The sequence below is a fragment of the Mesorhizobium sp. ESP-6-2 genome (genome assembly GCF_020164675.1).
Classification (GTDB): domain Bacteria; phylum Pseudomonadota; class Alphaproteobacteria; order Rhizobiales; family Rhizobiaceae; genus Mesorhizobium.
In genome coordinates, this window is record NZ_JAIUGT010000012.1 from 73,170 (window position 1) to 93,624 (window position 20,455).

General features: G+C 62.1%; 25 protein-coding genes. 9 read left to right on the plus strand and 16 right to left on the minus strand.

Annotated elements, in window-relative coordinates:
• Window positions 1-64 precede the first annotated feature (64 nt).
• A complete protein-coding gene (locus LB532_RS26355) occupies window positions 65-394 on the minus strand; it encodes a hypothetical protein (protein ID WP_140638381.1) in 330 nt (109 codons plus the stop codon).
• A 199-nt stretch (window positions 395-593) separates the two neighbouring features.
• On the opposite strand from LB532_RS26355, the gene LB532_RS26360 reads away from it, so the two are divergent.
• Window positions 594-1,337, plus strand: a complete 744-nt coding sequence (locus tag LB532_RS26360; protein ID WP_140638382.1) for a DUF4142 domain-containing protein — start codon at window positions 594-596, stop codon at window positions 1,335-1,337.
• A 21-nt stretch (window positions 1,338-1,358) separates the two neighbouring features.
• On the plus strand, window positions 1,359-1,952 hold the full coding sequence (locus tag LB532_RS26365) for a general stress protein (RefSeq protein ID WP_140638383.1): 594 nt from the start codon (window positions 1,359-1,361) through the stop codon (window positions 1,950-1,952).
• Between the two features lie 133 nt (window positions 1,953-2,085).
• On the opposite strand, the gene LB532_RS26370 is transcribed toward LB532_RS26365, so the two are convergent.
• The 6 genes from LB532_RS26370 to LB532_RS26395 form a co-directional block, all read right to left on the minus strand.
• A complete protein-coding gene (locus LB532_RS26370; protein ID WP_140553417.1) occupies window positions 2,086-2,247 on the minus strand; it encodes a hypothetical protein in 162 nt (53 codons plus the stop codon).
• A gap of 86 nt (window positions 2,248-2,333) precedes the next feature.
• Window positions 2,334-2,804, minus strand: coding sequence for a YbhB/YbcL family Raf kinase inhibitor-like protein (locus LB532_RS26375; RefSeq protein WP_140638384.1), 471 nt, complete (start codon window positions 2,802-2,804; stop codon window positions 2,334-2,336).
• 273 nt (window positions 2,805-3,077) lie between these two features.
• The gene (locus tag LB532_RS26380; RefSeq protein ID WP_140553414.1) at window positions 3,078-3,596 is read right to left on the minus strand and encodes a ferritin-like domain-containing protein; all 519 of its coding nucleotides are present in this window, start codon (window positions 3,594-3,596) and stop codon (window positions 3,078-3,080) included.
• Window positions 3,597-3,772: 176 nt separating this feature from the next.
• Window positions 3,773-4,366, minus strand: a complete 594-nt coding sequence (locus LB532_RS26385) for a DUF6496 domain-containing protein (RefSeq protein ID WP_224557456.1) — start codon at window positions 4,364-4,366, stop codon at window positions 3,773-3,775.
• A gap of 116 nt (window positions 4,367-4,482) precedes the next feature.
• A complete protein-coding gene (locus LB532_RS26390; protein WP_140638385.1) occupies window positions 4,483-4,941 on the minus strand; it encodes a DUF1772 domain-containing protein in 459 nt (152 codons plus the stop codon).
• A 620-nt stretch (window positions 4,942-5,561) separates the two neighbouring features.
• A complete protein-coding gene (locus LB532_RS26395) occupies window positions 5,562-7,553 on the minus strand; it encodes an erythromycin esterase family protein (protein WP_224557461.1) in 1,992 nt (663 codons plus the stop codon).
• Between the two features lie 307 nt (window positions 7,554-7,860).
• Here LB532_RS26395 and LB532_RS26400 point away from each other — a divergent pair, with 307 nt between their 5' ends.
• Entirely contained in the window at window positions 7,861-8,052 is a 192-nt protein-coding gene (locus tag LB532_RS26400; protein WP_140638386.1) for a DUF2934 domain-containing protein, read from the plus strand.
• 85 nt (window positions 8,053-8,137) lie between these two features.
• Here the strand turns inward: LB532_RS26400 and LB532_RS26405 are convergent, their stop codons facing one another.
• The 5 genes from LB532_RS26405 to LB532_RS26425 all read right to left on the minus strand — a co-directional run bounded on the left by LB532_RS26405 (window position 8,138) and on the right by LB532_RS26425 (window position 11,188).
• The gene (locus tag LB532_RS26405; RefSeq protein WP_140515225.1) at window positions 8,138-8,566 is read right to left on the minus strand and encodes a hypothetical protein; all 429 of its coding nucleotides are present in this window, start codon (window positions 8,564-8,566) and stop codon (window positions 8,138-8,140) included.
• 249 nt (window positions 8,567-8,815) lie between these two features.
• Window positions 8,816-9,646: a sensor histidine kinase gene (locus LB532_RS26410; RefSeq protein ID WP_140638387.1), complete on the minus strand. Its 831-nt coding sequence runs from the start codon at window positions 9,644-9,646 to the stop codon at window positions 8,816-8,818.
• Window positions 9,647-9,649: 3 nt separating this feature from the next.
• Window positions 9,650-9,931 carry a hypothetical protein gene (locus tag LB532_RS26415; RefSeq protein ID WP_140638388.1) on the minus strand — a complete coding sequence of 94 codons (282 nt, stop codon included), beginning with the start codon at window positions 9,929-9,931 and terminating at the stop codon, window positions 9,650-9,652.
• Window positions 9,932-10,028: 97 nt separating this feature from the next.
• Window positions 10,029-10,802, minus strand: a complete 774-nt coding sequence (locus tag LB532_RS26420; RefSeq protein ID WP_140497473.1) for a Crp/Fnr family transcriptional regulator — start codon at window positions 10,800-10,802, stop codon at window positions 10,029-10,031.
• The gene (locus LB532_RS26425) at window positions 10,799-11,188 is read right to left on the minus strand and encodes a response regulator (protein WP_140638389.1); all 390 of its coding nucleotides are present in this window, start codon (window positions 11,186-11,188) and stop codon (window positions 10,799-10,801) included. The genes LB532_RS26420 and LB532_RS26425 overlap by 4 nt, the downstream gene beginning before the upstream one ends.
• A gap of 238 nt (window positions 11,189-11,426) precedes the next feature.
• Here LB532_RS26425 and LB532_RS26430 point away from each other — a divergent pair, with 238 nt between their 5' ends.
• Complete coding sequence (locus tag LB532_RS26430) at window positions 11,427-11,648, plus strand: hypothetical protein (protein WP_140638390.1); 222 nt, start codon at window positions 11,427-11,429, stop codon at window positions 11,646-11,648.
• 140 nt (window positions 11,649-11,788) lie between these two features.
• Here LB532_RS26430 and LB532_RS26435 read toward each other — a convergent pair whose 3' ends face one another.
• Window positions 11,789-12,088: a DUF1236 domain-containing protein gene (locus tag LB532_RS26435; RefSeq protein ID WP_140638391.1), complete on the minus strand. Its 300-nt coding sequence runs from the start codon at window positions 12,086-12,088 to the stop codon at window positions 11,789-11,791.
• Between the two features lie 194 nt (window positions 12,089-12,282).
• Between LB532_RS26435 and LB532_RS26440 the strand changes: the two genes are divergently transcribed.
• Window positions 12,283-13,152 (plus strand): DUF1236 domain-containing protein, encoded by an 870-nt coding sequence (locus LB532_RS26440; RefSeq protein WP_224557463.1) that lies wholly within the window; start codon window positions 12,283-12,285, stop codon window positions 13,150-13,152.
• 93 nt (window positions 13,153-13,245) lie between these two features.
• Here LB532_RS26440 and LB532_RS26445 read toward each other — a convergent pair whose 3' ends face one another.
• Genes LB532_RS26445 through LB532_RS26455 form a run of 3 tightly spaced genes read right to left on the minus strand, consistent with a single transcriptional unit; the run spans window position 13,246 to window position 15,926 of the window.
• On the minus strand, window positions 13,246-14,355 hold the full coding sequence (locus LB532_RS26445) for a mannonate dehydratase (protein WP_140638393.1): 1,110 nt from the start codon (window positions 14,353-14,355) through the stop codon (window positions 13,246-13,248).
• A gap of 10 nt (window positions 14,356-14,365) precedes the next feature.
• Window positions 14,366-15,151, minus strand: coding sequence for an SDR family NAD(P)-dependent oxidoreductase (locus LB532_RS26450; RefSeq protein WP_140638394.1), 786 nt, complete (start codon window positions 15,149-15,151; stop codon window positions 14,366-14,368).
• The gene (locus LB532_RS26455; RefSeq protein WP_140638395.1) at window positions 15,144-15,926 is read right to left on the minus strand and encodes a FadR/GntR family transcriptional regulator; all 783 of its coding nucleotides are present in this window, start codon (window positions 15,924-15,926) and stop codon (window positions 15,144-15,146) included. Before LB532_RS26455 ends, LB532_RS26450 begins: the two co-directional genes overlap by 8 nt.
• 134 nt (window positions 15,927-16,060) lie before the next feature.
• Here LB532_RS26455 and uxuA point away from each other — a divergent pair, with 134 nt between their 5' ends.
• The 4 genes from uxuA (at window position 16,061) to LB532_RS26475 (ending at window position 20,430) form a co-directional block, all read left to right on the plus strand.
• Window positions 16,061-17,245 (plus strand): mannonate dehydratase, encoded by a 1,185-nt coding sequence (uxuA, locus tag LB532_RS26460; RefSeq protein ID WP_140638396.1) that lies wholly within the window; start codon window positions 16,061-16,063, stop codon window positions 17,243-17,245.
• 129 nt (window positions 17,246-17,374) lie between these two features.
• Window positions 17,375-18,523, plus strand: a complete 1,149-nt coding sequence (locus LB532_RS26465) for an ABC transporter substrate-binding protein (protein ID WP_140638397.1) — start codon at window positions 17,375-17,377, stop codon at window positions 18,521-18,523.
• Window positions 18,523-19,374: an IclR family transcriptional regulator gene (locus LB532_RS26470; protein WP_140638398.1), complete on the plus strand. Its 852-nt coding sequence runs from the start codon at window positions 18,523-18,525 to the stop codon at window positions 19,372-19,374. The genes LB532_RS26465 and LB532_RS26470 overlap by 1 nt, the downstream gene beginning before the upstream one ends.
• A 27-nt stretch (window positions 19,375-19,401) precedes the next feature.
• On the plus strand, window positions 19,402-20,430 hold the full coding sequence (locus LB532_RS26475; RefSeq protein ID WP_140638399.1) for a sugar ABC transporter substrate-binding protein: 1,029 nt from the start codon (window positions 19,402-19,404) through the stop codon (window positions 20,428-20,430).
• Window positions 20,431-20,455 lie beyond the last annotated feature (25 nt).

Here is a 20,455-nt window from a genome sequence, read left to right on the forward strand (position 1 = left end):
CGCGAAAAGTGCTCGATCTCAGCCAAGGGTTGTCCCACGCTGTCTGCACTCAGGATGATGCGCCTTACCGCAGCATGCTGGCTGCCAGGAACACCGCGGCCGCTATCAGTACGACGGCCGCAATCACCATTAGCGGCCAGTTGCTGCGGGGCTGCAACTCGGGCTCGTTCTCCACCGGCCGCATCGCGTTGGCGAAGCTGGCATCGTTTTCGAATTTTGGCCGGGGAGAACGTTGCGGACCTGCGTCAGTGACGGGATTCTGCGTGTCCGCCGCCTCGGCGTCGGTCTCGAATGGGGCAATGGCAGGATCGAATCCGGGCGTTTTGTCCCGCGTGGCTCCGGCCTGAACTTCGCCCCTGGCTGCGGCAGGCGTGGGATTTGAAACCTTGGCCATGATCTCTCTCCTTGAAATCAAATCCGGCAGGCTCGCTGTTGTTCCGCGCCGCGGGTGCCGATGTTGAAAGTTTTGTTGGTCCGGGTACCTGTGGAGGGCCTTCGCTCGGGGTGGCAGCGCATCGCCCGGCGCCGGAACAAAGCACATCTTGGCTTGTTGGGACGCATCGTAATATCGCGCATCGACAAGGACAAAGCCTATGAAACCGCGACACCTTCTTGCCTCGCTCGCCGCTGCTTCCATGCTTATCGCAATGCCTGCTTTGGCTGCCGACAGCGCCCAGGATTTCGTCGACAAGGCCGCTATTGGCGGCAAGTTCGAAGTCGATTCGAGCAAGATCGCCCAGGACAAGGCTCAGGACCAAAGCATCAAGAATTTCGCGCAGACGATGATCCGGGACCATGGCGCGGCAAACGCCAAGCTGGAAACAATTACCGGCGAACAGAAGTTGAAGGTGCCGACGGCGCTCGACGCGCAGCATCAAGGTGATCTGGACAAGCTCCAGAACGCACAGCCGCCAATCGATCCGGCCTATGTGGACATGCAGCGCAAGGCGCACGCCGATGCCGTCGATCTGTTTGAAAGCTACGCCCGCGACGGCGATAATGCGGCCCTCAAGACGTTCGCCCAGCAGACGGTCGATACCTTGAAGATGCATCGGCAGATGATCGAAAAGATCGCCGCTGCCCAGGACTCCATCACGGGAGCGACAACGCCCGCTGTGAAAACCACGAACACGCCCAATGCCGCGGCCCTGGTGCCCGGCGCAAACAGTTTCACCGAGACGCAGGCAAAGAGCCGCATCGAGGATGCAGGCTATTCCAATGTGTCGAAGCTTGCCAAGGACGATCAAGGCATCTGGCGCGGGCAGGCGACCAAGTCAGGCCAAAGTGTCGCCGTCGGGCTCGACTATCAGGGCAACGTCGTCGCCGACAGCAAGTGAGCACGATCAGGAGATATCAAAATGAAAACCGTAACCGCACTGTTCGACAACTATGACGACGCAGCCGACGCGGTCGGCGAACTGGAAGCGTCCGGAGTGCCACATTCCAATATCAGCATCATCGCCAACAACTCGGATGGCTGGTACGAGAGAGATCGTTCCGAAGCCGCTGAAGATGCCGCGAGCGGCGCAGGGATAGGGGCCGTGGTCGGTGGCGCCGGCGGTTTGCTGACAGGGCTGGGCGTCATGGCCGTTCCGGGCGTCGGACCTGTGGTTGCGGCGGGATGGCTTGCCGCTACCGCCGCCGGCGCGGTTGCCGGCGCGGTGGCTGGTGGCGCGGCAGGCGGTATCATTGGCGCTCTGACGGATTCCGGCGTTTCCGAAAACGATGCAAATGTCTATGCAGAGGGCGTACGTCGCGGCGGTACGCTGTTGACGGCCAAGGTGGACGATGAGCTTGTTCCGGAAGCCGAGGACATTCTGGGTCAGTCCAGCTCGGTTGATGTGATGGAACGCCGCAGGGCATACGAGGCGGATGGCTGGACCGGCTTTGACGTCAGCGCGGGCGACTATGTCCCTGAGCGCGACGGCGGCAGGGCAGTAAACCGGCCCTGAAGGACAAACCCGCCAGGGCAGCGGGCACTTGCCGTCCTATCTTGGCTTCGGGTGGCTTGCCCGAAATCTCCGTGATATGTGCAAGGGTATTCGGTCTGCTGATGGAGTTTGCTTCGGGCCATGGTAGCCGCGGTCAGTCCTTGTCCTGACGATAAAGCCGATCGGTGGCGCGGTCGCTTTCCCTGCGTTCTGCGGGGCCACGGCGACGGCGAGTGACGACGACATACGCTAGCAATGCGACCAATAACAATGGCCCGCCGGCGACGACGATCAGCCACATGACACTTTCAAACATGGGACGTCTCCTTTCCCCTCACAAACCGGTGGAGAGAAGAACCGTTCCGCTTGTCGACCACGGTACCTGGACCAGTCTGCCTTCAATCACCGGGCGCGTTCGTAGGTTCCGACGAGCTCTGCCTGCTCGATCAAGTGTTTCTGCGCCTCCTGCCAGATACGCTCCACGCCCGTGCTCGCGGGGATGGCAAGGTTCGGCGTGTCGAGCGCGGCCAGCCGGAAGTGGTAGTGGTGGATACCGTGTCCGACAGGCGGGTCAGGGCCGTCGTAATAGGCGTTGCCGAAATCGTTCCGCGCTTGCCTGAGGGCCTGTGGACCCGGTCTGCCGCTTTCCGCCTCGGGCAACTCCTGAACCTCCGGCGAAATGTTGAACACCGCCCAATGGCTGAACGTTCCGTTCGGCGCATCGGGATCCTGGACGACAAGGACGAGGCTCTTTGTGCCGTCCGGTACCCCGGACCACTTTAGCGGCGGAGATACGTTCTTGCCGCCACGAGTGTAGCTTTCGGGGATCTCTCCGCATTCGGCAAAGGCGGGACTGCTGAGCGTCAGGGGCATGGTTCGCACTCCTTCGGGGGAAGCATCGATCGCATCACGGCGGCGATCACGACGCCCCAGGTGATGAGCTGTCCGGCACCGCGTTGCTCTTCCTCGCGAGCAGGTCTTCCGGCATTGCGCGGATCTTCCTGTAAAGTTCGATGATTTAGCAACGTGTCTTGTCGAGGCGGGTTCCCGGCAGCCAAATCCAGAGCGAGACGCGCAATTCAACTCGAACGCATCCCGCTCTGGACGGGAAGGCTGCCGGGCGCTTAGCGCCGCGCCGCGCCGCGGCTAAGCGGCTTTCTCAAGAGCGCGCTCATTGACCCCGCCTTCGCCCAAGCCTGTAAGCGCTTCATCGGTTGCCATTTCCTCTTTGAGCGTCTCGTTGAGGAGCTTGACCGCGTCGCTCTTGCCAAGCTGTTCGGCCCACGCGATCAACGTGCCGTAGCGCGCGATTTCATAGTGCTCGACCGCCTGTGCCGCTCCGACCAGTCCTGCATCCAATGCTGGGTCCCCCTTATAGTCGTCGAGAATCTCCGACCCCTCTTCGAGAATGCCGTCGATCGCCGGACAGGTCTTGCCGCGGGCCGGCTTGTCCATCAGCTCGAACACCTGTTCGAGGCGGTCGACCTGGCCTTCGGTTTCCACGCGATGTTTCTCGAACGCCGCCGCGACCTCCTCGGACTCGGCGCCCTTGGCCATTTTGGGCAGCGCCTTGAGTATTTTCTTTTCGGCGTAATAGATGTCCTTCAGCCCGTCGAGGAACAGGGCTTCCAGCCCTTTCGTCGCCGCCTTCTTCGCAGTCGCCATGTTTTCGTCTCCCTAAGGTTGTCGTGAAAGCTCCACCACCGGTGCAGCTTTTCCATAACCTTGAACACGGGCCGTTGTTCCCGCCGGATCGAGACAAACAAGGACGGCCGCATCTCACACGATCACACTGTGCCAGCCGCCATAGTGCGCATCGCTTGAGGCTGGCTGCGGTCCAGCTACCTGTCACCAGCCGGCTGGAGAGAGTGCGTGGCGGGTCTTCGACCTCTAGCTTCGGCCGGTACGCGTGCTGGCGGCCTTCTGCGCTGCTTTCTTTCTGCCGGCAGCACCCTGGTGCGGACCGCCTTGCGTGCGGCGGACCGGCCGGCAGCGCCCTTCGTCTCAGAGGCCTTCTTGGCTGCGGCCGAGCGCTCCTCGGCCCTCCGGCGCGACGCCGCCTGTTTGGTCTGTCTTGAGAGCGCCTCATGGGATGCCGTGCTCTTGGGTTCGTGCTCGAGAACCTCGGAAACGGCCTTCGAGACCTTGGGGCGGCGTTTTGGCTTACGTTCGCCCTGGCCAACTTCATAGGCGTATTCGGCGCTCTTGCGGGTGCTCTCCTTGACGCTTCGTTTCTTGGGCGGAGGCAGGTCGACGCCGGCGCGCCGCGCCTCCGAAAGGCCGATGGCGATCGCCTGCTTGGTGGAGCGCGCGCCGTGCTTGCCGCGACGGATCTTCTCGATCTCTTCATGCACGAACTCGCCGGCCTGCGTGGTGGGCGACTTACCTTCGCGCCTGTCTTTTTGCGCCTTCTCGATGGTTTTCTTATCCGGCATCGCTTTCTCCTTGTTGGATACAGCGGGACTGGTGGCGGTGCGACATCGGGACCAGAAAACCTAACGCGTCGATGGCGCAAATGATCCGGAGGAAAGAGACTTGCTCCGGCGAAGATCTACGGACCGGCCGGACGCCACGAGAGCGCCGACATCGTCGTGAGACAGAGCGCTGCGAATACGATCGCGGTGTTTGCCGCATGAGAATATTCCCATTGCCGCCTGAGCGCTTCCCAGTTTGCAGGAACTGTCGTCCAGTTCTGCGTCGCCTGGTTGGCAGGGAGCGTCCAGACAACGAAGATCGCAAGCATGATCGCGAAACAGAGCGCCGCGAGCAGGGCGAGCCAAAACGGCCAGGCCTGTGAGCGCGCGGAGATCGCCAGCAATGCGTTCATGATCAGCGCGGTCGGCCAGAGCAACCCGAGGATCGCCCATCCGTAATAGATGCCCTGGACGGTGAAATATTCCGGCTGCGGCAGAGATATCTTGTTGGGAAGAGCGGCGAGATGAGCCCCTGCCGGGATGAGAGCGAGGGCCGAAATGACAATGGCGAGAAATTGCAGATACCTGACTGTCATGAAACCTTCTCCGCGGAATGATTTTTAGCACGCCGACGACCCAATCGATCTGGCTCTCTGATGAGGCGATGGCGTTGGCGCCGGCGTAGCGCGATCACCTGCGTGTCTGCGCCACCGACCACGAGCAGCGTTGGTGCCCGGACGCGGGGCAGGGCAGGTGCCGCAAGATCCGGACGCCCGCCGCGCGAGACGACGGCGGCCGCTCGATCCGGGCGCTCTGCCGCGGCAGCCCCTGTGCTCGCGCCGAAATAACCGACGCGCAGCGCCGACCTTTCGTCGGACATGTGCAGCCAGTCGGTAACCTGAACCAGTCGATCGGCGAGCAAGCGGATGTCGAACCGCAACTCGGCGGTAATCTGGTCGATACGCTCCTCTTCGGTCGTCTAGGTCGATGAGCAACGTGGCGAGTTCCGCTTCGTTCAACCGTTCGGCCACATAGCGGTTGCGCGGGCTGTGCCGGCTGCTGCGGCTGCCGTGAGCGAAGAGGACGAGCCCACGGGCTTCCCGCGGCAGCGACAGGTTGCCTGCGAGCATTGCGCCGCCGGCGGGGACCTGCACGGCCTTCTCGTTTGTCTTCGGGACTGAGACCATGGCGATCTCCAACTCAATTGGATCGGTCCCTAAACCCCGAACGGATAGGTCTCCGCGAGCTCGCCGGCGTCCCATTGGGAGCTGCGCTCCAGCGGCTCGACCGCCCGTGTCTCGTCGAAATGCAGCAGCATGTCGAATTGCGCGGCAAGGTCGGCATGGAAGTAGTGGCTGGCCCGTTCGGTCTCAGGCCGGTAGATGACGCCGATCGCGCGCTCCAGGAGCCGTCGCGGCAGGGCTTCGCCGTCGCCGCGCAGATCGAGCTGGAAGCGATCAGCCGGGACTGCATGCAGCAGCGCCTCATAGCTGCGCGCCAAGGCAGGCCGGACAGCCTTGCGCTCCGCCGGGCCGTCCCAGTTCGATGCCGCCGTCACCGTTCCCTCATACGTCGTGAAACCGACGAGGAAGGCCTCGCGCTCATGCTTTTCGCGAATGAGCTGTCCGAGGTTGATTTCGCCATGCAGGCTCCTGTCCGTCGCCCTGGCGTCGCCGAGATGGGAGTTATGCGCCCAAACCACGATCTTCGGCGATCGCCCGAGCCGGCCGAGATGAGCGGCGAGGGCTTCGAACGTCTCGGCCATGTGCCGGTCGCGCAGGTTCCAGGTCGATTCGGGCGCCAGGAACATGGCGCGATAATAGGCCTCCGCATTCTTCACCAGGCGGGCGTTTTGCTGCGCCGCGAAGAGTTCGTCCGCGATGGCGCCTTCGCGCGGCTCGGCTTTCGCCGGGCGCTGCTTCAGCATCTCGACCAGCTGCGCGACCACAGCCTCCTGGCAAGATTTGTCGACCTCCTTGCCGGCTATGAAGCCATAAGCCTGCGGGTCAGGGCCGAAATGGTCGAAACAGGCATAGCGGCGACGCGCGATCTCCGCCGCGGCCGGGTCGGCCCTTTCGAGGTAGCGCAGCACCGCCTTCATCGCACCGTGCAGGGCATAGAGGTCGAGCCCGTAGAACCCGGCTTTCGGATTGCCCTTGCCGGGCGCTTCATTGTGCCGGCGCAGCCATTCGACAAAATCGACGACGACCCTGTTCCGCCACATCCAGGTCGGGAAGCGCCGGAAATCCGCGAGCGCCTCTCCGGCGTCGATATCCTCGCCCGTTCCCTGAACATAGCGGTTGACCCGGTATGTGTCGGGCCAGTCGGCTTCGACAGCAACGGCGGCAAAACCCTGCTCCTCGATCAGCCGCCGCGTGATCCGCGCGCGCTCCTCATAGAATTCGTGTGTGCCGTGCGAAGCTTCACCGAGCAACACAAAGCGCGCCTCGCCGATCGCTGCCAAAAGCTCGTCGTAGTCTCGCGCGTCTCCAGAGAGCCGAACGACGTGCTTGTGCAATCGGCTTGCCGTATTCTGTGGCGCATCGCGACCGGACGGTGCGGTTGGTCGCCCCGCCTTGGCGAGAAGGGCGCGGACCTCGTCGTCGCTCGTTTGGGAGAAGTCTTCATACCAGCGCCCGACGCCGATGAGCGGCTGCGGCGTCGTCGCACAGACGACCTCGTCGGCCTCGCTCTCCATCGCCTCGCAGGTGTCGGGACTGCCGACCGGAACGGCCGCAACGATACGGGCAGGCCGCTTTTCCCGCAGCGCCCTGACCGCCGCGCGCATGGTCGACCCAGTGGCGAGCCCATCGTCGACGAGAATGGCGATTCGATCCTCCACAAGGAGCGGTACCCGCTCGCCGCGATAGAGGTGCTCGCGGCGTAAAAGCTCCCTCTCCTCGCTGGCAGTGACCGCGTCGATGACGTGGGCCGGCACAGCGAGGCCTTCCACGATCTCGTCGTTCAGGACGCGTACACCGGAGGTCGCGATTGCGCCCATGGCCAACTCTTCGTAACCGGGAACGCCGAGCTTGCGCACGACGAAAACGTCGAGCGGTGCCTTCAATGCCTGTGCGACTTCGTAGGCGACGGGCACGCCGCCGCGTGGCAGCGCCAGCACAGTGACATCATCGCGCGCTGCGAAGTGGCCGAGCTTACCAGCAAGAACGCGTCCGGCCTCGCGACGATCCGCAAAGACAATAGTCATGATCTCAAGCCCATATTTGCGCCGCGTCCGCCTTTTGGGGTCCCGCTGCAAGGCTTTGATTGGCCGAGCCCACACAAGGCGGCAATGCGTGGCACAGGCACATCATTGGCGTGTGCGTCGCCAAGAATTCGGGCGGCGGGCATTTCCAAGTCATCCACCACCGCGCCGATGCTCGGAAACGACCTAATCCCCCAAGGGTTCCGTGTCGCTCCGGGGCGGCTGGTCCGGATCGCTCCAAAGCGTTGCCTTGTTCCCGGAGGGAACAAAGCGGTCTGCCGGAGATTGGGGCGCGCAGGAGGAGTTTCCAATGGACAAGGAAGAACTCATAAAGCGACGAGCCTACGAGATCTGGGAGCGCGAAGGCCATCCGCAGGGCCGAGAGCAGGAGCATTGGGACCAGGCCGTGCAGGAAATAGAGGCGGAAGGATCGGAAGCCGAGCGCGGTCCGGTAGTGCCCGATCCGACCATCGGCCGCGGGTCGGAGCCTCCAAGCTCCTGAAGCGACGTCAGACGTCATTGCCGCCAAGGAGGAAAAATGCGTCGACCGACTGTTGTTCCGTCGACGCATTGAGACGGCTTTTCGGTCAACGTCCGAGCAGCGCCCTGAGCCTGGCGAATATATTGAAACCTTCGCCCATGGCGGCGCGCACGCGAACGGCGACCCACCCGGCTTTCATGGTCGCACCGACGTGGCAATCACAGACGATGTTGTGCAACTGCCAGTTGGACAGTTCGAAAAAGCGCTTTGCCTCGCCATAGGTGTCGCCTTCCAGACCCTGCGCCCGCAGTATTGGATCTTCGAACGCGACGCTGATGGGGGATTGCACGCAGTAGGCGTTTTCACGCATGTCGGGACTCATATATTCGGTGCCCGGAAGCGCTCCGAGGCGCCGTTCAGGATGACGCTCAAGAAGACTTGCCCAGCGCTCCAGGCGTTGGTTCCGCGTCATTGTCGGGCACACCGTATCAACTTCCGCGATAGCGTGTAGTTGTTCGAGTGTATGGGACTTCATGGTCAGCTCCTGTTGGTCCAGGTTCCTCCCGCTTCAAGGTGAGTCGCGAGATCACGACAGCGCGCTCGCCGTCGCCGCGCTCCGAACTCTTTGTTGTCGCTGAAGTTCCATCATTTTGAGAATTTGAAGCCCGGTGCGGCGGCAGCTCGGCAACCCGGAGCCGTTGCGTCACCTCGGTCGGTGTTGGGTCAGCCCCTTCCAACTCCACGCTCCTGGCCCGGCCGCCTCCCGGCGCAGGAGTGTCGGTGTTCAATGCTGGAGATCGTCGGGCGGCTCCTCCAGGCTTCTGCTGGGGTGAATTTCGTTCGAGAGGGGGATATCCATCGTGCAGATCACCTCGGCATCGGTGAAGCGCAGCGAGCCAGCTCCGCCGATCTCGTAGGGCACCACCTTTTCGATCAGCTCGGATCCGAAGCCGCGTCGCGCAGGTATTGCTGCCGGACCATGCAGCTCCTCGATCCAGCGGATCTTCAGCTCCTGTCTGGCGGCCGTGCCATCCACTTTCCAGCTTACGCTGATTGATTTGTCGGCTGCCGACAGCGCGCCATATTTCATCGAGTTGGTAGCGAGTTCGTGGAACGCGAGGCCCAAGGTCTCCGCCGCCTTTCCGGACAAGGAAATATCCGGGCCATCTATGGTGAACTGATCTTCCGTCCGGCCGCCTTGGGACGCAAGCTCGTCAAGGACAAGCATGTCAAGCTGCACGGTGGCCGAGGCCGATCGCATCAGCACATTGTGCGTGCGTGCAAGCGCATTGATGCGGCCCTCGAGGTGAAAGGCATAGTCCTCGACATCGTCGCTGTTTTCAACCGACCGGCGAGCGATCGAACGGACAATGCTCAACGTGTTGCGAACGCGGTGCTGCAATTCGGCGGCAAATGCCTTCGTCGCCTGGAGGCGGTCGCGTGTGACCTGGAGTTCGGCTTCGAGCCGGGCGATATGATCGTCACGTTCGTCGATCTGTTCATCGACATGGCTGAGCCGCGTCGACGCGGAAGCATCGCCTTCTTCGGCCGACAGGCCTTGCGGACGGGAGAATGTACCCGTGACGTCTTTCTTGCGCGGTCTTTTTCCAACCACCTGTCAGTCTTTCAACCGTTCCTCGATGATGCGCGGTGCCAGGCGCATCGCCTCGTCGGCCTTTGGCTCGCGTTCACGCGCCCAGGATTGGCTTTCGTGCCGCCGCGCGCGGTTTTCAGCCGGCGAAAATGAGACCGTCGAGCCGGCAGGAGCATTAATGCCGCCGCTGTCGGCGGAAATATGGAAGGCGATCGCAGCGGCCAACTCCCCAGCGATGTCATTGAGAGTCGACCCCAGCGGATCGATCGTACCTACCGAACCGCCGATCAAATCGCGCTTGGCCATCGCCGCTACCGCTTCCGGTTACGCCGAACCGGCAGAAGCCGGCCAGGTTCCCTATGATGCTTCATTTTTGCGCTCCACTCGATGAGCCCGTGCCTGGTTATGCAAAAGGCTCCCTGACGTCCAACAGATGAAGGTAGTCAGGATTGAAAAAGGCGGCCGCCTCCAGTTTCGCCAGGTTCTTGATCGTTACGGTGCCGTTGTTGAACGAAATGAGGCCGTCGCGCCTGAGATCCTGAAGCGTACGGTTGATGTGCACGTTCGAAAGACCGAGCGTATCGCCCAGGGTCGCCTGGGTTACCGGTAGGGGATAGCTTTTGCCGGCCGTTTCACCAATTGCGTGAAGCCTGTGGAACAGCTCGCAAAAAAGGTGAGCCATCCGCTCATAAGCAGTCCGCTGGCCGATGTTGACGACCCATTCGCGGGTGATCGCCTCGTCGAGCAGCGTGGTCCACCAGAGCGCCCGCGTAAGATTGGGATAGCTGTTGGTGAAGCCGAGGATCGCGCTCTGCGGGATCGCCGCAACCTTGGAGCGGCTGAGAGCACCGATCGAGTGGTCCATGCGCCGCAGCAGGAACACGTGAAGATCGCAAAGGTCGCCCGGCACCAAATAAGCAAGGATCTGTCGTCGACCGTCCTCGAGAATTTTGTAGCGGCAGGCAAATCCTTCGAGCAGCAGGTTGACCCCGCCTGTCCTGTCACCCCTTTGGATGACGTCATCGCCGGCGGCGAATTCGGCGACCTTTGTCGTCGCGCTCTCGATGGCGTCGCATTCTTCGACGGACAGGACCGTGAAATTGGACAGCTTGCGGATAAGCGGGTGCCGCGCGGTCTTCGCTCTCAGGCCAACCGCCGGCTCGCTTCTCTCGTTCATTGCGTATCGTGTGCCGTCGCGGCAACGAACTCGACAATGCTGCCGAATTCCAGAGGCTTTTCAAATCGCCTGATCCCGCCGAGCTCTGCTGGAATGGCCGTCTGATCATAGCCGGTGGCGAAGGCGATCGGAACGCCTTTTGCCAACGATTCGCGAGCAATCTCGAATGTCTGCTCGCCGCGCAAGTTGATATCGAGAATCGCAAAGTCGCATTGACCGCTGTTCAGCAATTCGATTGCGGGCTCGGCTGTGGCGACCGGGCCGAGCACTATCGCCCCTTGTGTGACGAGAGCCTTACGCAGGTCATCGGCGAGAAAATATTCGTCTTCCACGATCAAAACGCGAATCCCGCCCAGAAAGGCTGATTTCGCCGCTTCCCCGTCCATGGTGCAAGCACTCTCCCTTTGCAGCGGCCGTCACTTGGGACACTACACCGCAACCTGCTGCACTCCCAGTTCTATTTCCACCGATGCAACCGGAGGCGAACCCCGGGCCACCGCCTGCCGTCATTTATTTTTTCGGAGTCGACAGCTTTTCGCCCGCCATTTTAACAATTGTGATGGCGGCCTTCGGCGTCCGTTAACACAGTGAGAAAACCGGGGAAAAAACGAGGAGGAGGAACCGATGCCTGTGATCGATATGACCTCGAAGGAACTGATCCGGGCTGTCGATCACTACATCAATTCCCGCAGAAATCTCGAATGGCCGATTTCCACGGCCCAGGCGGTGTCAGCCATCCGTTACAAACTGCCAGAATGCACTCTCTCTGACAAAGAACTGGCGGACATTGTTGCCAGCTCAGCAATTCAAAAGCACCGCAACATCGCATTTGACCTGCTGTCGTAGCCATGCCCATACATGTCGTCCAAAACGCCTTGGTTTTGGAACAAAGACACGCATGAAAACAAAGACATGCATGAAAACAGAATCCTGACGCACGTCGCCCGCCTCGACGCATGCCGGGGCGGGCGCTTTGGAACGTGCGGTCATTGAAGGACCTGGACGATTTTCCGGGTTTCCGGGTCGACCAGAACTGTTCTATTGTCGACCACGACGTAGCGGTATTTCACATCCGGAACTTCATGAAGTTCGACCGTATCGGGCACGGTGGATCCGATATTGAGCTCCACGCCGGGCAGCTGGACCGAGGCCAGGGGCTGCTTCTTCACATACTCCTTGATAACGGTTTCCTGTTCCGGCTGGATGACCACATCTTGCGCCGCGGCCACTCCGGCCCCCGCAAGAAACAGGATGCCGACTGCCGTTCCCAGTAGATATTTTTCCACTTCTGTCTCCATCAGATGTTGCGCAGGGCGCCAAGCCGACGACGCCACCGGCATTTCGGCAGGTGCGCCCCATGCGCCGAACTTCGCAAAATGCCGGCAGTTCCATCCGCTCCGGAATATATTAGCCTTCGGTGGAACAATCGCGGGGTGGCAAAGTTTTGCCGCGAAGGGACTGCCATCCTAGGAGACTTCTCATGAGAACCACTCTGATCACCAGCATGTTAGCGCTTACCCTCGGATGTGGGGCGGCAATCGCGCAGACCCAGCAGCAGTCGGGCGAAGCGGCCCAATCGGGTGGGGCAGACACTTGCGCAGCCGGCTCGGCCGATTGCCAGAAGGGCGGCAGCACCGAGCAGCAGACGCAAGGCAAGGCCGGCATGAAGACCGACGAGCAGGCGCAGGGCAAAGCCGGAGCGAAGACCGATGAGCAGGCGCAAGGCAAGGCGGGCGTAAAGACCGACGAGCAAGCGCAAGGCAAGGCCGGCATGAAGACCGACGAGCAGGCGCAAGGCAAAGCGGGCGTAAAGACCGACGAGCAGGCGCAGGGCAAGCCCCTCATGAAGACCGACGAGCAGGCGCAGGGCAAGGCGGGCGTAAAGACCGACCAGCAGGCGCAAGGCAAGCCCCGCATGAAGACCGACGAGCAGGCGCAGGGCAAAGCCGGCGCGACTACCGATCAGCAAGCGCAGGGCAAGGCCGGTACGACTACCGATCAGCAAGCGCAGGGCAAGGCCGGTACGACGACCGACCAGCAGGCGCAAGGCAAGGCCGGTACGACTACGGACCAGAGTTCAACCGCTTCAATCAACAATATATCCGTCGAGCAGAAGACCGAAATCACCAACGTCATCCGGGAGACGAGGGTGGAACCGGTCTCGAATCTCGACGTGGACATTTCGGTCGGCGTGAAAGTGCCGAAGCAGAAGGTGCGGCTGCATCGACTTCCGCACCGGATCGTCGAAATCGTTCCTGCCTATGAGAGCTATGAATATTTCCTCCTGGCCGATGGCAGGATTGTTATTGTCGATCCGAACTCATATGAGATCGTCGCTATCCTGAGCTAGGAGCTGAAGCCGACTAACAAAAGCCCGCTCTCCATCGAAAGCGGGCTTTTGCGGCGCCTTCGGGCGCGAAAATGTCAGTCGTGCGTCCCCTATTCACTCAGCTGCCATGTCGGGTGCCCGGCTGCCTACCGGGCCTAGCGCGTCAGCGTTCTGCACCAGTGCGCGCATGTAGCCCAATGCGAAGGCCTTGCCGGCGTGCCATGGCGCGTCGCAGGCCATCTCAGGCGTGTGATCGGGTATCATGACGCCTTGATAATTCTCGTCGCGCAGAATACGCACGATCTCGGCCATGTCGATGTCGCCGTCATCGACGAAGGTCTCGTGATATTTCGGCACTTTGCCCTGCACATTGCGGAAATGGATATAGCCGATGCGGCCACGCCGCGCGAAACGGCGCACATGGCTGTAGATCTCCTCGGTCTGCGGCATCTCCTGCAGCGAGCCGAGGCAGAGCTCCAGCCCGTTGGCGGGCGAGTCGACGATATCCATCAGCCGATCATATTTCTGCGGCCGGTTGACGAGGCGCGCCGTGCCGCGCAGCGCCTCGGCGGGTGGGTCGTCCGGATGCGCAGCCATCACGACGCCGGCCTCTTCGGCCACCGGTACGATTTCGCGCAGGAAGACGCCAAGCCGCTCCCACAATTCCTCTTGCGAGACCCTGACAGGCGCGGCACCGGCTCGGCCCGGTCGGTAGCGCATATTCCAGACCACTCCGTCGGGCAGCGGCAGGTCGGGATCGATATTGGACAAATCGAGCCCCACGGACATGGCGTTGCCGCGCGCGAATGGCCCGCGCTGCCAGCCCCACACGCCCGCGATCGAGAAGTTGTAGCCTATGCAGGGAATGCCGGCCCGGCCGGCGTCACGCACCAGCCGCTTGAGGCCTTCGAGCTGCCTCGCCCGGTCGGGGCCGCCGAGCAGTACGTCGGACCAGAAGCGCGGCGACAGATTTTCAATGCCGGCGATCTCCAGGCCATTGTCGCGTACGGTCTTCACCAGTCCGGTGAAATCCTCGTAGCTCCACAATCGATCCGTTGAACAATCGCCCCAGCCATCCGTTTCGCTGCCGGCCGACAGCGAGGGATCGCGGCCGCGAAAATAGTTGGTCAGATGCGCAACGACATGCGTTGCGCCGGCCTGTCGGGCAAAGCGGAAATTCTCCGGCGTCAGCGAATCGCGATAGAGGCCAAGTCCGATCTTCATCCGCGTCGCCCTACTTGACGCCGATGCCGGCGGTGAGGCCGCCATCGATCTTGTAGTCCGCGCCGGTGCAGAAGCCGGCTTTCGATGAACAAAGGAAAGCGATGAGTTCCGCCACTTCCTCCGGCTCGCCGATCCGGCCGAGCGGATGGGCGGCGCCGAAGCGCCTGTAGGCTTCTTCGACATCGGCGTCGCTGCCACTGTCGCCACGCGCTGCCTTCTCGAGGATTGGCGTGCGGATCGAGCCCGGGCTGACCGAATTGACCCGGATGCCGGCCGCGGCATAGTCGAGCGCCAGCGAACGCGTCAGCGTGTGGATGGCGCCCTTGGTCGTGGCATAGGCGGCGACGTTCTGCTGGCAGGCGAACCCCTGCACCGAGGCGACATTGACGATGGCACCGCCGCCTCGGCGGATCATTTCGGGAATGCCGAAATGCGCGGTCAGGTAGATCGACCCGACATTGACCGTCATTGCCCGGTTCCAGGTTTCCCAGTCGGTCGTGGTCGCCGTGCCGTAGGGGTGGACCGCCGCCGAATTGATGATGATATCGATGCCGCCGAACCTCGCGACGCCCGCTGCGACCGCGTCGCGCACCTGGTCGGAAACGGAGACATCCACCGTTTGCACCAGCGCATTCGCTCCGGCCTTGGCTAGGCTTTCCTGCATGGCGGCATTGGCCGCCCGGTCGATGCCGCAGGCGATGATCGCAGCGCCGCCTTGCGCCAGGCGGCTCGCAGTGGCGAGCGCGATGCCGGTCGTGCCGGTGATCAGCGCCACCTTGTTCTCAAAATCAGACATGATGCAAATCCTTGGAAGATGTCGGCACTGGGTTTGCTGCCGAGATACGGGCGTTTTCGAGGTCGTCGGGAACGAAGCGCAAGCCGAAATCGAGATGCCGGCTCATCAGGTAGCAGTAGGCAATGCGGTCGCGCACGCGCAGCGCCGCGATGATCTCGCCATGCGCGTGGCGTGTTTCGCTCAGCACCGGCCGGATGGATTTGCCGACGGTCATGATGTGCAGGATGACCGGCGACAGGAACTGATAGGTCTGCACCAGCATGCGGTTGCCGGCGAGTTTCATCAGCGCCAGGTGAAAATCGAAATCGCGTTGCGCGGCTTCCTGGACATCCTTGCTGGTCTCGATCAGGCCATTGACCTCGTCAAGGGCTTCAAGTTCGGCGGCACTGGCATTGAGGATGATGTGGTCGCCGACGCTCACTTCGATGATGCGGCGAAATCCTTGTATGTCGTGAAAGGACGTTTTCGATATGTCCATTTGCGCGGCGAAAAAATTCTGGATCGCGACGTTCTGGCGATCGGCGAGCACCGCGCCGACGCGCGGCTTGGGATCGATCAGCCCATAGGTGCGGATGGTGCGCAGCGCCTCTCGTATCGTGTTGCGGCTGGCGCCGAACAGTTCGCCAAGCTCCCGTTCGGTGGGCAGCACATCGCCGATGGACATGGCGCGATTGCGAATGAGGTCGAGGATCTGCCGCACGGTCTGGTCGACGGCGGAACTGCTGATCCCGGCTTCGTCCGCCGCCTCCACCCAATCCTGGCTCGCCTGTTCCACCGCAGAACTCCTTGCTATTTGTTGGACCAGACTATGGCTCGATCCGCAGGAAATCAACCGCTTGGCGATGGAAAGGTTCTGTTGACAGGCTTGTGGTCCGACAATATGGTCGCCACCAATCCTGAGGAGGCTTCATGGAACAGTGCTGGCGCTGGTATGGTCCCGATGATCCGGTGACGCTTGAACATGTCAGGCAGGCCGGCGCCACCGGCGTTGTCTCCGCGCTGCACCAGATCTATGACGGCCGCGCCTGGCCTGAGGCCGATGTGCTCGAGCGCAAGCGGATCATCGAGGCGGCCGGCCTGAAATGGTCGGTCGTCGAGAGCATTCCGGTGCACAATTCCTTCAAGATCGGCGCGCCCGAGCGCGAGCGCTATGCCGGCTACTACCGCGACAGCATCCGGGCGCTCGCCAAGGCCGGCATCGAGACGATCTGTTATAATTTCATGCCGGTGGTGGACTGGACCCGCACCGACCTGATGTATCGCCTGCCGACAACCGGCTATGCGTTGCGCTTCGATGCTATCGATTTCGCGGCCTACGATCTTTTCGTGCTGCAGCGCAAGAATGGTGCGGCAAGCTACACGCCGGCGCGTATCGCCGAGGCCGAGAAGCGGCTGAAGACGCTGACGCCGGAGCAGATCGACCGGATCGAGCGCAATCTCATCGCCGGCCTGCCGGCGACCGAACGCAGCTATAACAGGGACAGCTTTCGCGAAGCCCTGGCTGAATACGATTCGATCGGCCCGAAGGAACTGCGCGACAATCTCGCCTGGTTCCTGCGCGAGATCATTCCGGCGGCCGAAGAGGAGGGAGTGCGTATGTGCATCCATCCCGACGATCCGCCCTTCTCTCTCTATGGCCTGCCACGCGTCGTTTCGACTGCCGAGGACGCGCGCTTCATCCTCAATGCCGTCGACAGCCCGGCCAATGGGCTGACCTTCTGCACCGGCTCCTACGGCACGCGCGCCGACAACGACATCGTCGCCATGGTCAAGGAATTCGCCGCCCGCATCCACTTCGTCCATCTGCGCAACATCACCATCGAGGAGGACGGCTCCTTCTACGAAGCCGAACACCTCGAGGGCGGCACAGACATGGCGCATGTCATCCTCGCGTTGATGCAGGAAGAGAAGCGCCGTCGCGAGGAAGGCCGGGTTGACTGGCAAATCCCGATGCGTCCGGACCATGGGCATCTGCTTGCCGACGACATCGGCAAGAAAAAGATCAATCCCGGCTATTCGCTTATCGGACGGCTCAAGGGTTTGGCTGAACTGCGCGGCATCATGCGCGCCGTGGAGCGTTTCGATCTGGCTTGAACCACGCGTCGGCCAGTCGGGAGGATGTATGCGCTTTTTGCGCAAATGAAAACAAGTTGCGTATATGAAAAATAGTGCTAGTGTCGATGGCGAGCCGGTTATTGCCGGCGCCGGGAGGATTTAAGTGGCATGACGAAGCTGCGCGGATTGGCGTGGGATCATAGACGATGCTGGGGTCCGCTGGACGCCAGCATCGAGTCCTATTGCGCCGCGCATCCCGGCCTGGAGATCCAATGGGACCGCCGCAGCCTCTATGAATTCGGTGAGGGTGCGCTCGGCCCGGTGCTCGGCACTTACGATCTTGTCGTGTTCGATCATCCCTTCATCGGCGATATCGCGCAGGATGAACTGATGGTCCCGTTCGACGCTTATCTGTCGGCCGAACAGATCCATTTCTTCGAGCGTGATTCAGTCGGTGCGTCCTGGCGCTCCTACCAGAAGAACAGCCGCCAGTGGGCGCTGCCGATCGATGCCGCCTGCCAGGTTGCTTCCTATCGGCCGGATTTGCTGGAGCGCTACGGGCCGGTGCCCAGCACGCACCAGGACGTGCTGGAGCTTGGCCGGCGTGCGCGCAGGGACGGCAAATGGCTTGGTCTGCCCTTTGTGCCGACCGACGCCATGTGCCTGCTTCTGACGCTCGGCCGCCCCCAGGAAGATGGCGAGCAATTCATCGCGAAGGAAGTGGTCGAGCAGGCGATTGCACAATTGCGCGGGCTTGCGGCGCTTTCGCACCCGGACTCGTCGAAGTGGAATCCGATCCGCTGCTACGACCACATGATCGCGCATGACGACGTTGTCTACGTGCCGTTCGCCTTCGGCTATGTGAATTACGCCTCGAAACCGGATAGGCCCCATTTGCGCTTCGCCGACGTGCCCACCCCGCAAGCCGCCGGCGCCTTGCTCGGCGGTGCCGGCATCGGCGTCAGCGCCCAATCGAAGCACAAGCAGGCTGCGATCGACTACGCACTGTTCCTGTGCTCGCCCGAATACCAGCGCGGCGGCTATGTGAAATCGGGCGGACAACCGGGTTCGCTGGCGGCCTGGAAGGATGCCGGGGTCAATCGTCTTGCCGGCGATTTCTTCGGCTCGACGCTGCGAACGATCGCCTCGTCCTATCTGCGTCCGACCCATCCGGGCTTCATCGCCTTCTTCCGCGAATGCGCGCCGCATGCCGCCGCCGCCATAGCCGGTGATATGTCGGCGACCGAACTCGCGGGCCACGTCAACAACCTCTACCGCGAAACCAGGCAAGTCCAGCCGGAACGGAGCGTCGCCTGATGGCCGCCAGCGGTGCCCAGACGATCGACGAGGGCGAAAGCGGCCGCAACGGCTATCGCGTGCCGGCGGTGGAAAAGGCGCTCGACGTTCTGGAATTCATGGCCTCCAGCGCCGAAACGCTGACCCAGACCGAGATCGCGACCGGCCTCGGCCGCTCAATACACGAGATCTACCGCATCCTGCTTCTGCTGGAGAAGCGGGGTTATATCTTCCGCACCCAGTCGGACCGTTTCCGGCTGTCGCTGAAGCTGTTCGAACTGGCGCACATGCATCCGCCGGTAAACCGGCTGGTGGAATGCGCTCTGCCGGTGATGCGCGAATTGACCGCCAATGCCGACCAGAGCTGCCACCTCGTGGTACGCGAGGGCCAGAACGCACTGGTGGTTTTGCAGATCGATTCGCCGCTGCCGATGCGCTACTCGGTAGCACTTGGGTCGCATTTCCCGATCCTCGAAACAAGTTCGGGTGCCGTGCTGCTCGCCCATTCGAGCCGGGCCGAGCGCGACCGCATCGTCGAGCGCATCGTGGCCGCCGGTGAGGGGCAGGGCACGCGGGCCGAAATCGAGGCGCGGCTGAACGAGGTCGCCAGGCTCGGCTACGAGATGCGCGCTTCCTTGGCAGTTGCGGCCTGCACCAACATCTCCATGCCTGTACGCGATCACACTGGTGCCGTCATCGCCGCGCTAACCGTGCCGCTGCTGCCGCAGAAGGCGGCGCGGTTCGATCCTGAAACTGTCTTCGAACGCACCCGGGCCGCCGCCGAAAAGATATCGGCCGCACTCGGCTGGGGCGAGGCCACCACCTCCTTACGTGCCGACCCGGAACGGCGGGACTATCCGTTCAGCGACTAACAAAAGCGATAAATCTGGGAGAAGAAAATGCTCTGGTCCAAGTCAATCCTGTTTGCGTCGGCCGCCGTGCTGGCGCTCGGGGCCGCCGCGCATGCCGAGAACATGCCCAAGCGCATCGGCTACGTCACCAACTACGCCACCCATGAGTGGTATCAGAACGTCATCAAGGGCATGAAGGCCCACGGCAAGGAACTCGGTATCGAGGTCGAGGTGCAGGATGCTAATCTCGACATCGCCAAGCAGGTCGCTGCGGCCGAGGACTTCATCGCCAAGGGCGTCGACGTGCTGATCATCACGCCGGTGAACGAGGAAGGCGTGGTGCCGCTGCTGCGCCAGGCCAAGGCCGCCAATGTCCCGGTCGTGCTGGAAGGCAATCCGGTCAAGGGCATGACCACCATGGTCGCCATCTGCGACTACGACACCGGCTATTTCTCCGGCGTGGAGGCCGGCAAATACGCCAAGGAAAAGCTCGGCGGCGTTGCCAAGGTGATGAATGTCGGCCTGCCGCTGCTTTCCGCCACCGTGCTGCGCTCGCACGGCTTCATGGACGGGCTGAAGACCATCATCCCCGACGCGGTCATGGTCCACGATCTCGACGGCGGCGGCAATCCGGACCGCGCTCTCGAAGTGTCCTCCGCGGCACTGGCCAAGAACGCCGATATCAACATCATCTACGGCATCAACGATTCGTCTTCGTTGGGTGGCCTGCAGGCCTGGAAAGCGGCGGGCAAGTCGCAGGATGGCCTGTTGACGGTCGGCACGGGCGGCGAGGGACTTGCCTTCATCAACGCGATGCAGAACGAGCCTTCCTACCGCATCGAAGCCGCGATGTTCCCCGAGAAGGAAGGCTTTACCGCCATCGATGCCGCGGTGAAGCTTTTCAACAATGAGGAAGTGCCGGAGCACATCGTCAGCCCGACCGCGCCGATGAACGGCGACGACTGGAAGAAGTTCTATGACTATGACGGCACCACCCGCACCATCAAATGGGATGCCGTCAACGCGTTGCAGCCGCCGGCAAAGTGCATGAAGACCTCCGCCGACCTGAAGAAATAAGGTCGGCCGACATCGCCCTTCCCGT

Bases quoted from the DNA above. Each gene is read 5' to 3' on its own strand.
- LB532_RS26355 (WP_140638381.1), bottom strand. From the start codon at position 394: ATGGCCAAGGTTTCAAATCCCACGCCTGCCGCAGCCAGGGGCGAAGTT.
- LB532_RS26360 (WP_140638382.1), top strand. From the start codon at position 594: ATGAAACCGCGACACCTTCTTGCCTCGCTCGCCGCTGCTTCCATGCTT.
- LB532_RS26365 (WP_140638383.1), top strand. From the start codon at position 1,359: ATGAAAACCGTAACCGCACTGTTCGACAACTATGACGACGCAGCCGAC.
- LB532_RS26370 (WP_140553417.1), bottom strand. From the start codon at position 2,247: ATGTTTGAAAGTGTCATGTGGCTGATCGTCGTCGCCGGCGGGCCATTG.
- LB532_RS26375 (WP_140638384.1), bottom strand. From the start codon at position 2,804: ATGCCCCTGACGCTCAGCAGTCCCGCCTTTGCCGAATGCGGAGAGATC.
- LB532_RS26380 (WP_140553414.1), bottom strand. From the start codon at position 3,596: ATGGCGACTGCGAAGAAGGCGGCGACGAAAGGGCTGGAAGCCCTGTTC.
- LB532_RS26385 (WP_224557456.1), bottom strand. From the start codon at position 4,366: ATGCCGGATAAGAAAACCATCGAGAAGGCGCAAAAAGACAGGCGCGAA.
- LB532_RS26390 (WP_140638385.1), bottom strand. From the start codon at position 4,941: ATGACAGTCAGGTATCTGCAATTTCTCGCCATTGTCATTTCGGCCCTC.
- LB532_RS26395 (WP_224557461.1), bottom strand. From the start codon at position 7,553: ATGACTATTGTCTTTGCGGATCGTCGCGAGGCCGGACGCGTTCTTGCT.
- LB532_RS26400 (WP_140638386.1), top strand. From the start codon at position 7,861: ATGGACAAGGAAGAACTCATAAAGCGACGAGCCTACGAGATCTGGGAG.
- LB532_RS26405 (WP_140515225.1), bottom strand. From the start codon at position 8,566: ATGAAGTCCCATACACTCGAACAACTACACGCTATCGCGGAAGTTGAT.
- LB532_RS26415 (WP_140638388.1), bottom strand. From the start codon at position 9,931: ATGGCCAAGCGCGATTTGATCGGCGGTTCGGTAGGTACGATCGATCCG.
- LB532_RS26420 (WP_140497473.1), bottom strand. From the start codon at position 10,802: ATGAACGAGAGAAGCGAGCCGGCGGTTGGCCTGAGAGCGAAGACCGCG.
- LB532_RS26425 (WP_140638389.1), bottom strand. From the start codon at position 11,188: ATGGACGGGGAAGCGGCGAAATCAGCCTTTCTGGGCGGGATTCGCGTT.
- LB532_RS26430 (WP_140638390.1), top strand. From the start codon at position 11,427: ATGCCTGTGATCGATATGACCTCGAAGGAACTGATCCGGGCTGTCGAT.
- LB532_RS26440 (WP_224557463.1), top strand. From the start codon at position 12,283: ATGAGAACCACTCTGATCACCAGCATGTTAGCGCTTACCCTCGGATGT.
- LB532_RS26445 (WP_140638393.1), bottom strand. From the start codon at position 14,355: ATGAAGATCGGACTTGGCCTCTATCGCGATTCGCTGACGCCGGAGAAT.
- LB532_RS26450 (WP_140638394.1), bottom strand. From the start codon at position 15,151: ATGTCTGATTTTGAGAACAAGGTGGCGCTGATCACCGGCACGACCGGC.
- uxuA (WP_140638396.1), top strand. From the start codon at position 16,061: ATGGAACAGTGCTGGCGCTGGTATGGTCCCGATGATCCGGTGACGCTT.
- LB532_RS26465 (WP_140638397.1), top strand. From the start codon at position 17,375: ATGACGAAGCTGCGCGGATTGGCGTGGGATCATAGACGATGCTGGGGT.
- LB532_RS26470 (WP_140638398.1), top strand. From the start codon at position 18,523: ATGGCCGCCAGCGGTGCCCAGACGATCGACGAGGGCGAAAGCGGCCGC.
- LB532_RS26475 (WP_140638399.1), top strand. From the start codon at position 19,402: ATGCTCTGGTCCAAGTCAATCCTGTTTGCGTCGGCCGCCGTGCTGGCG.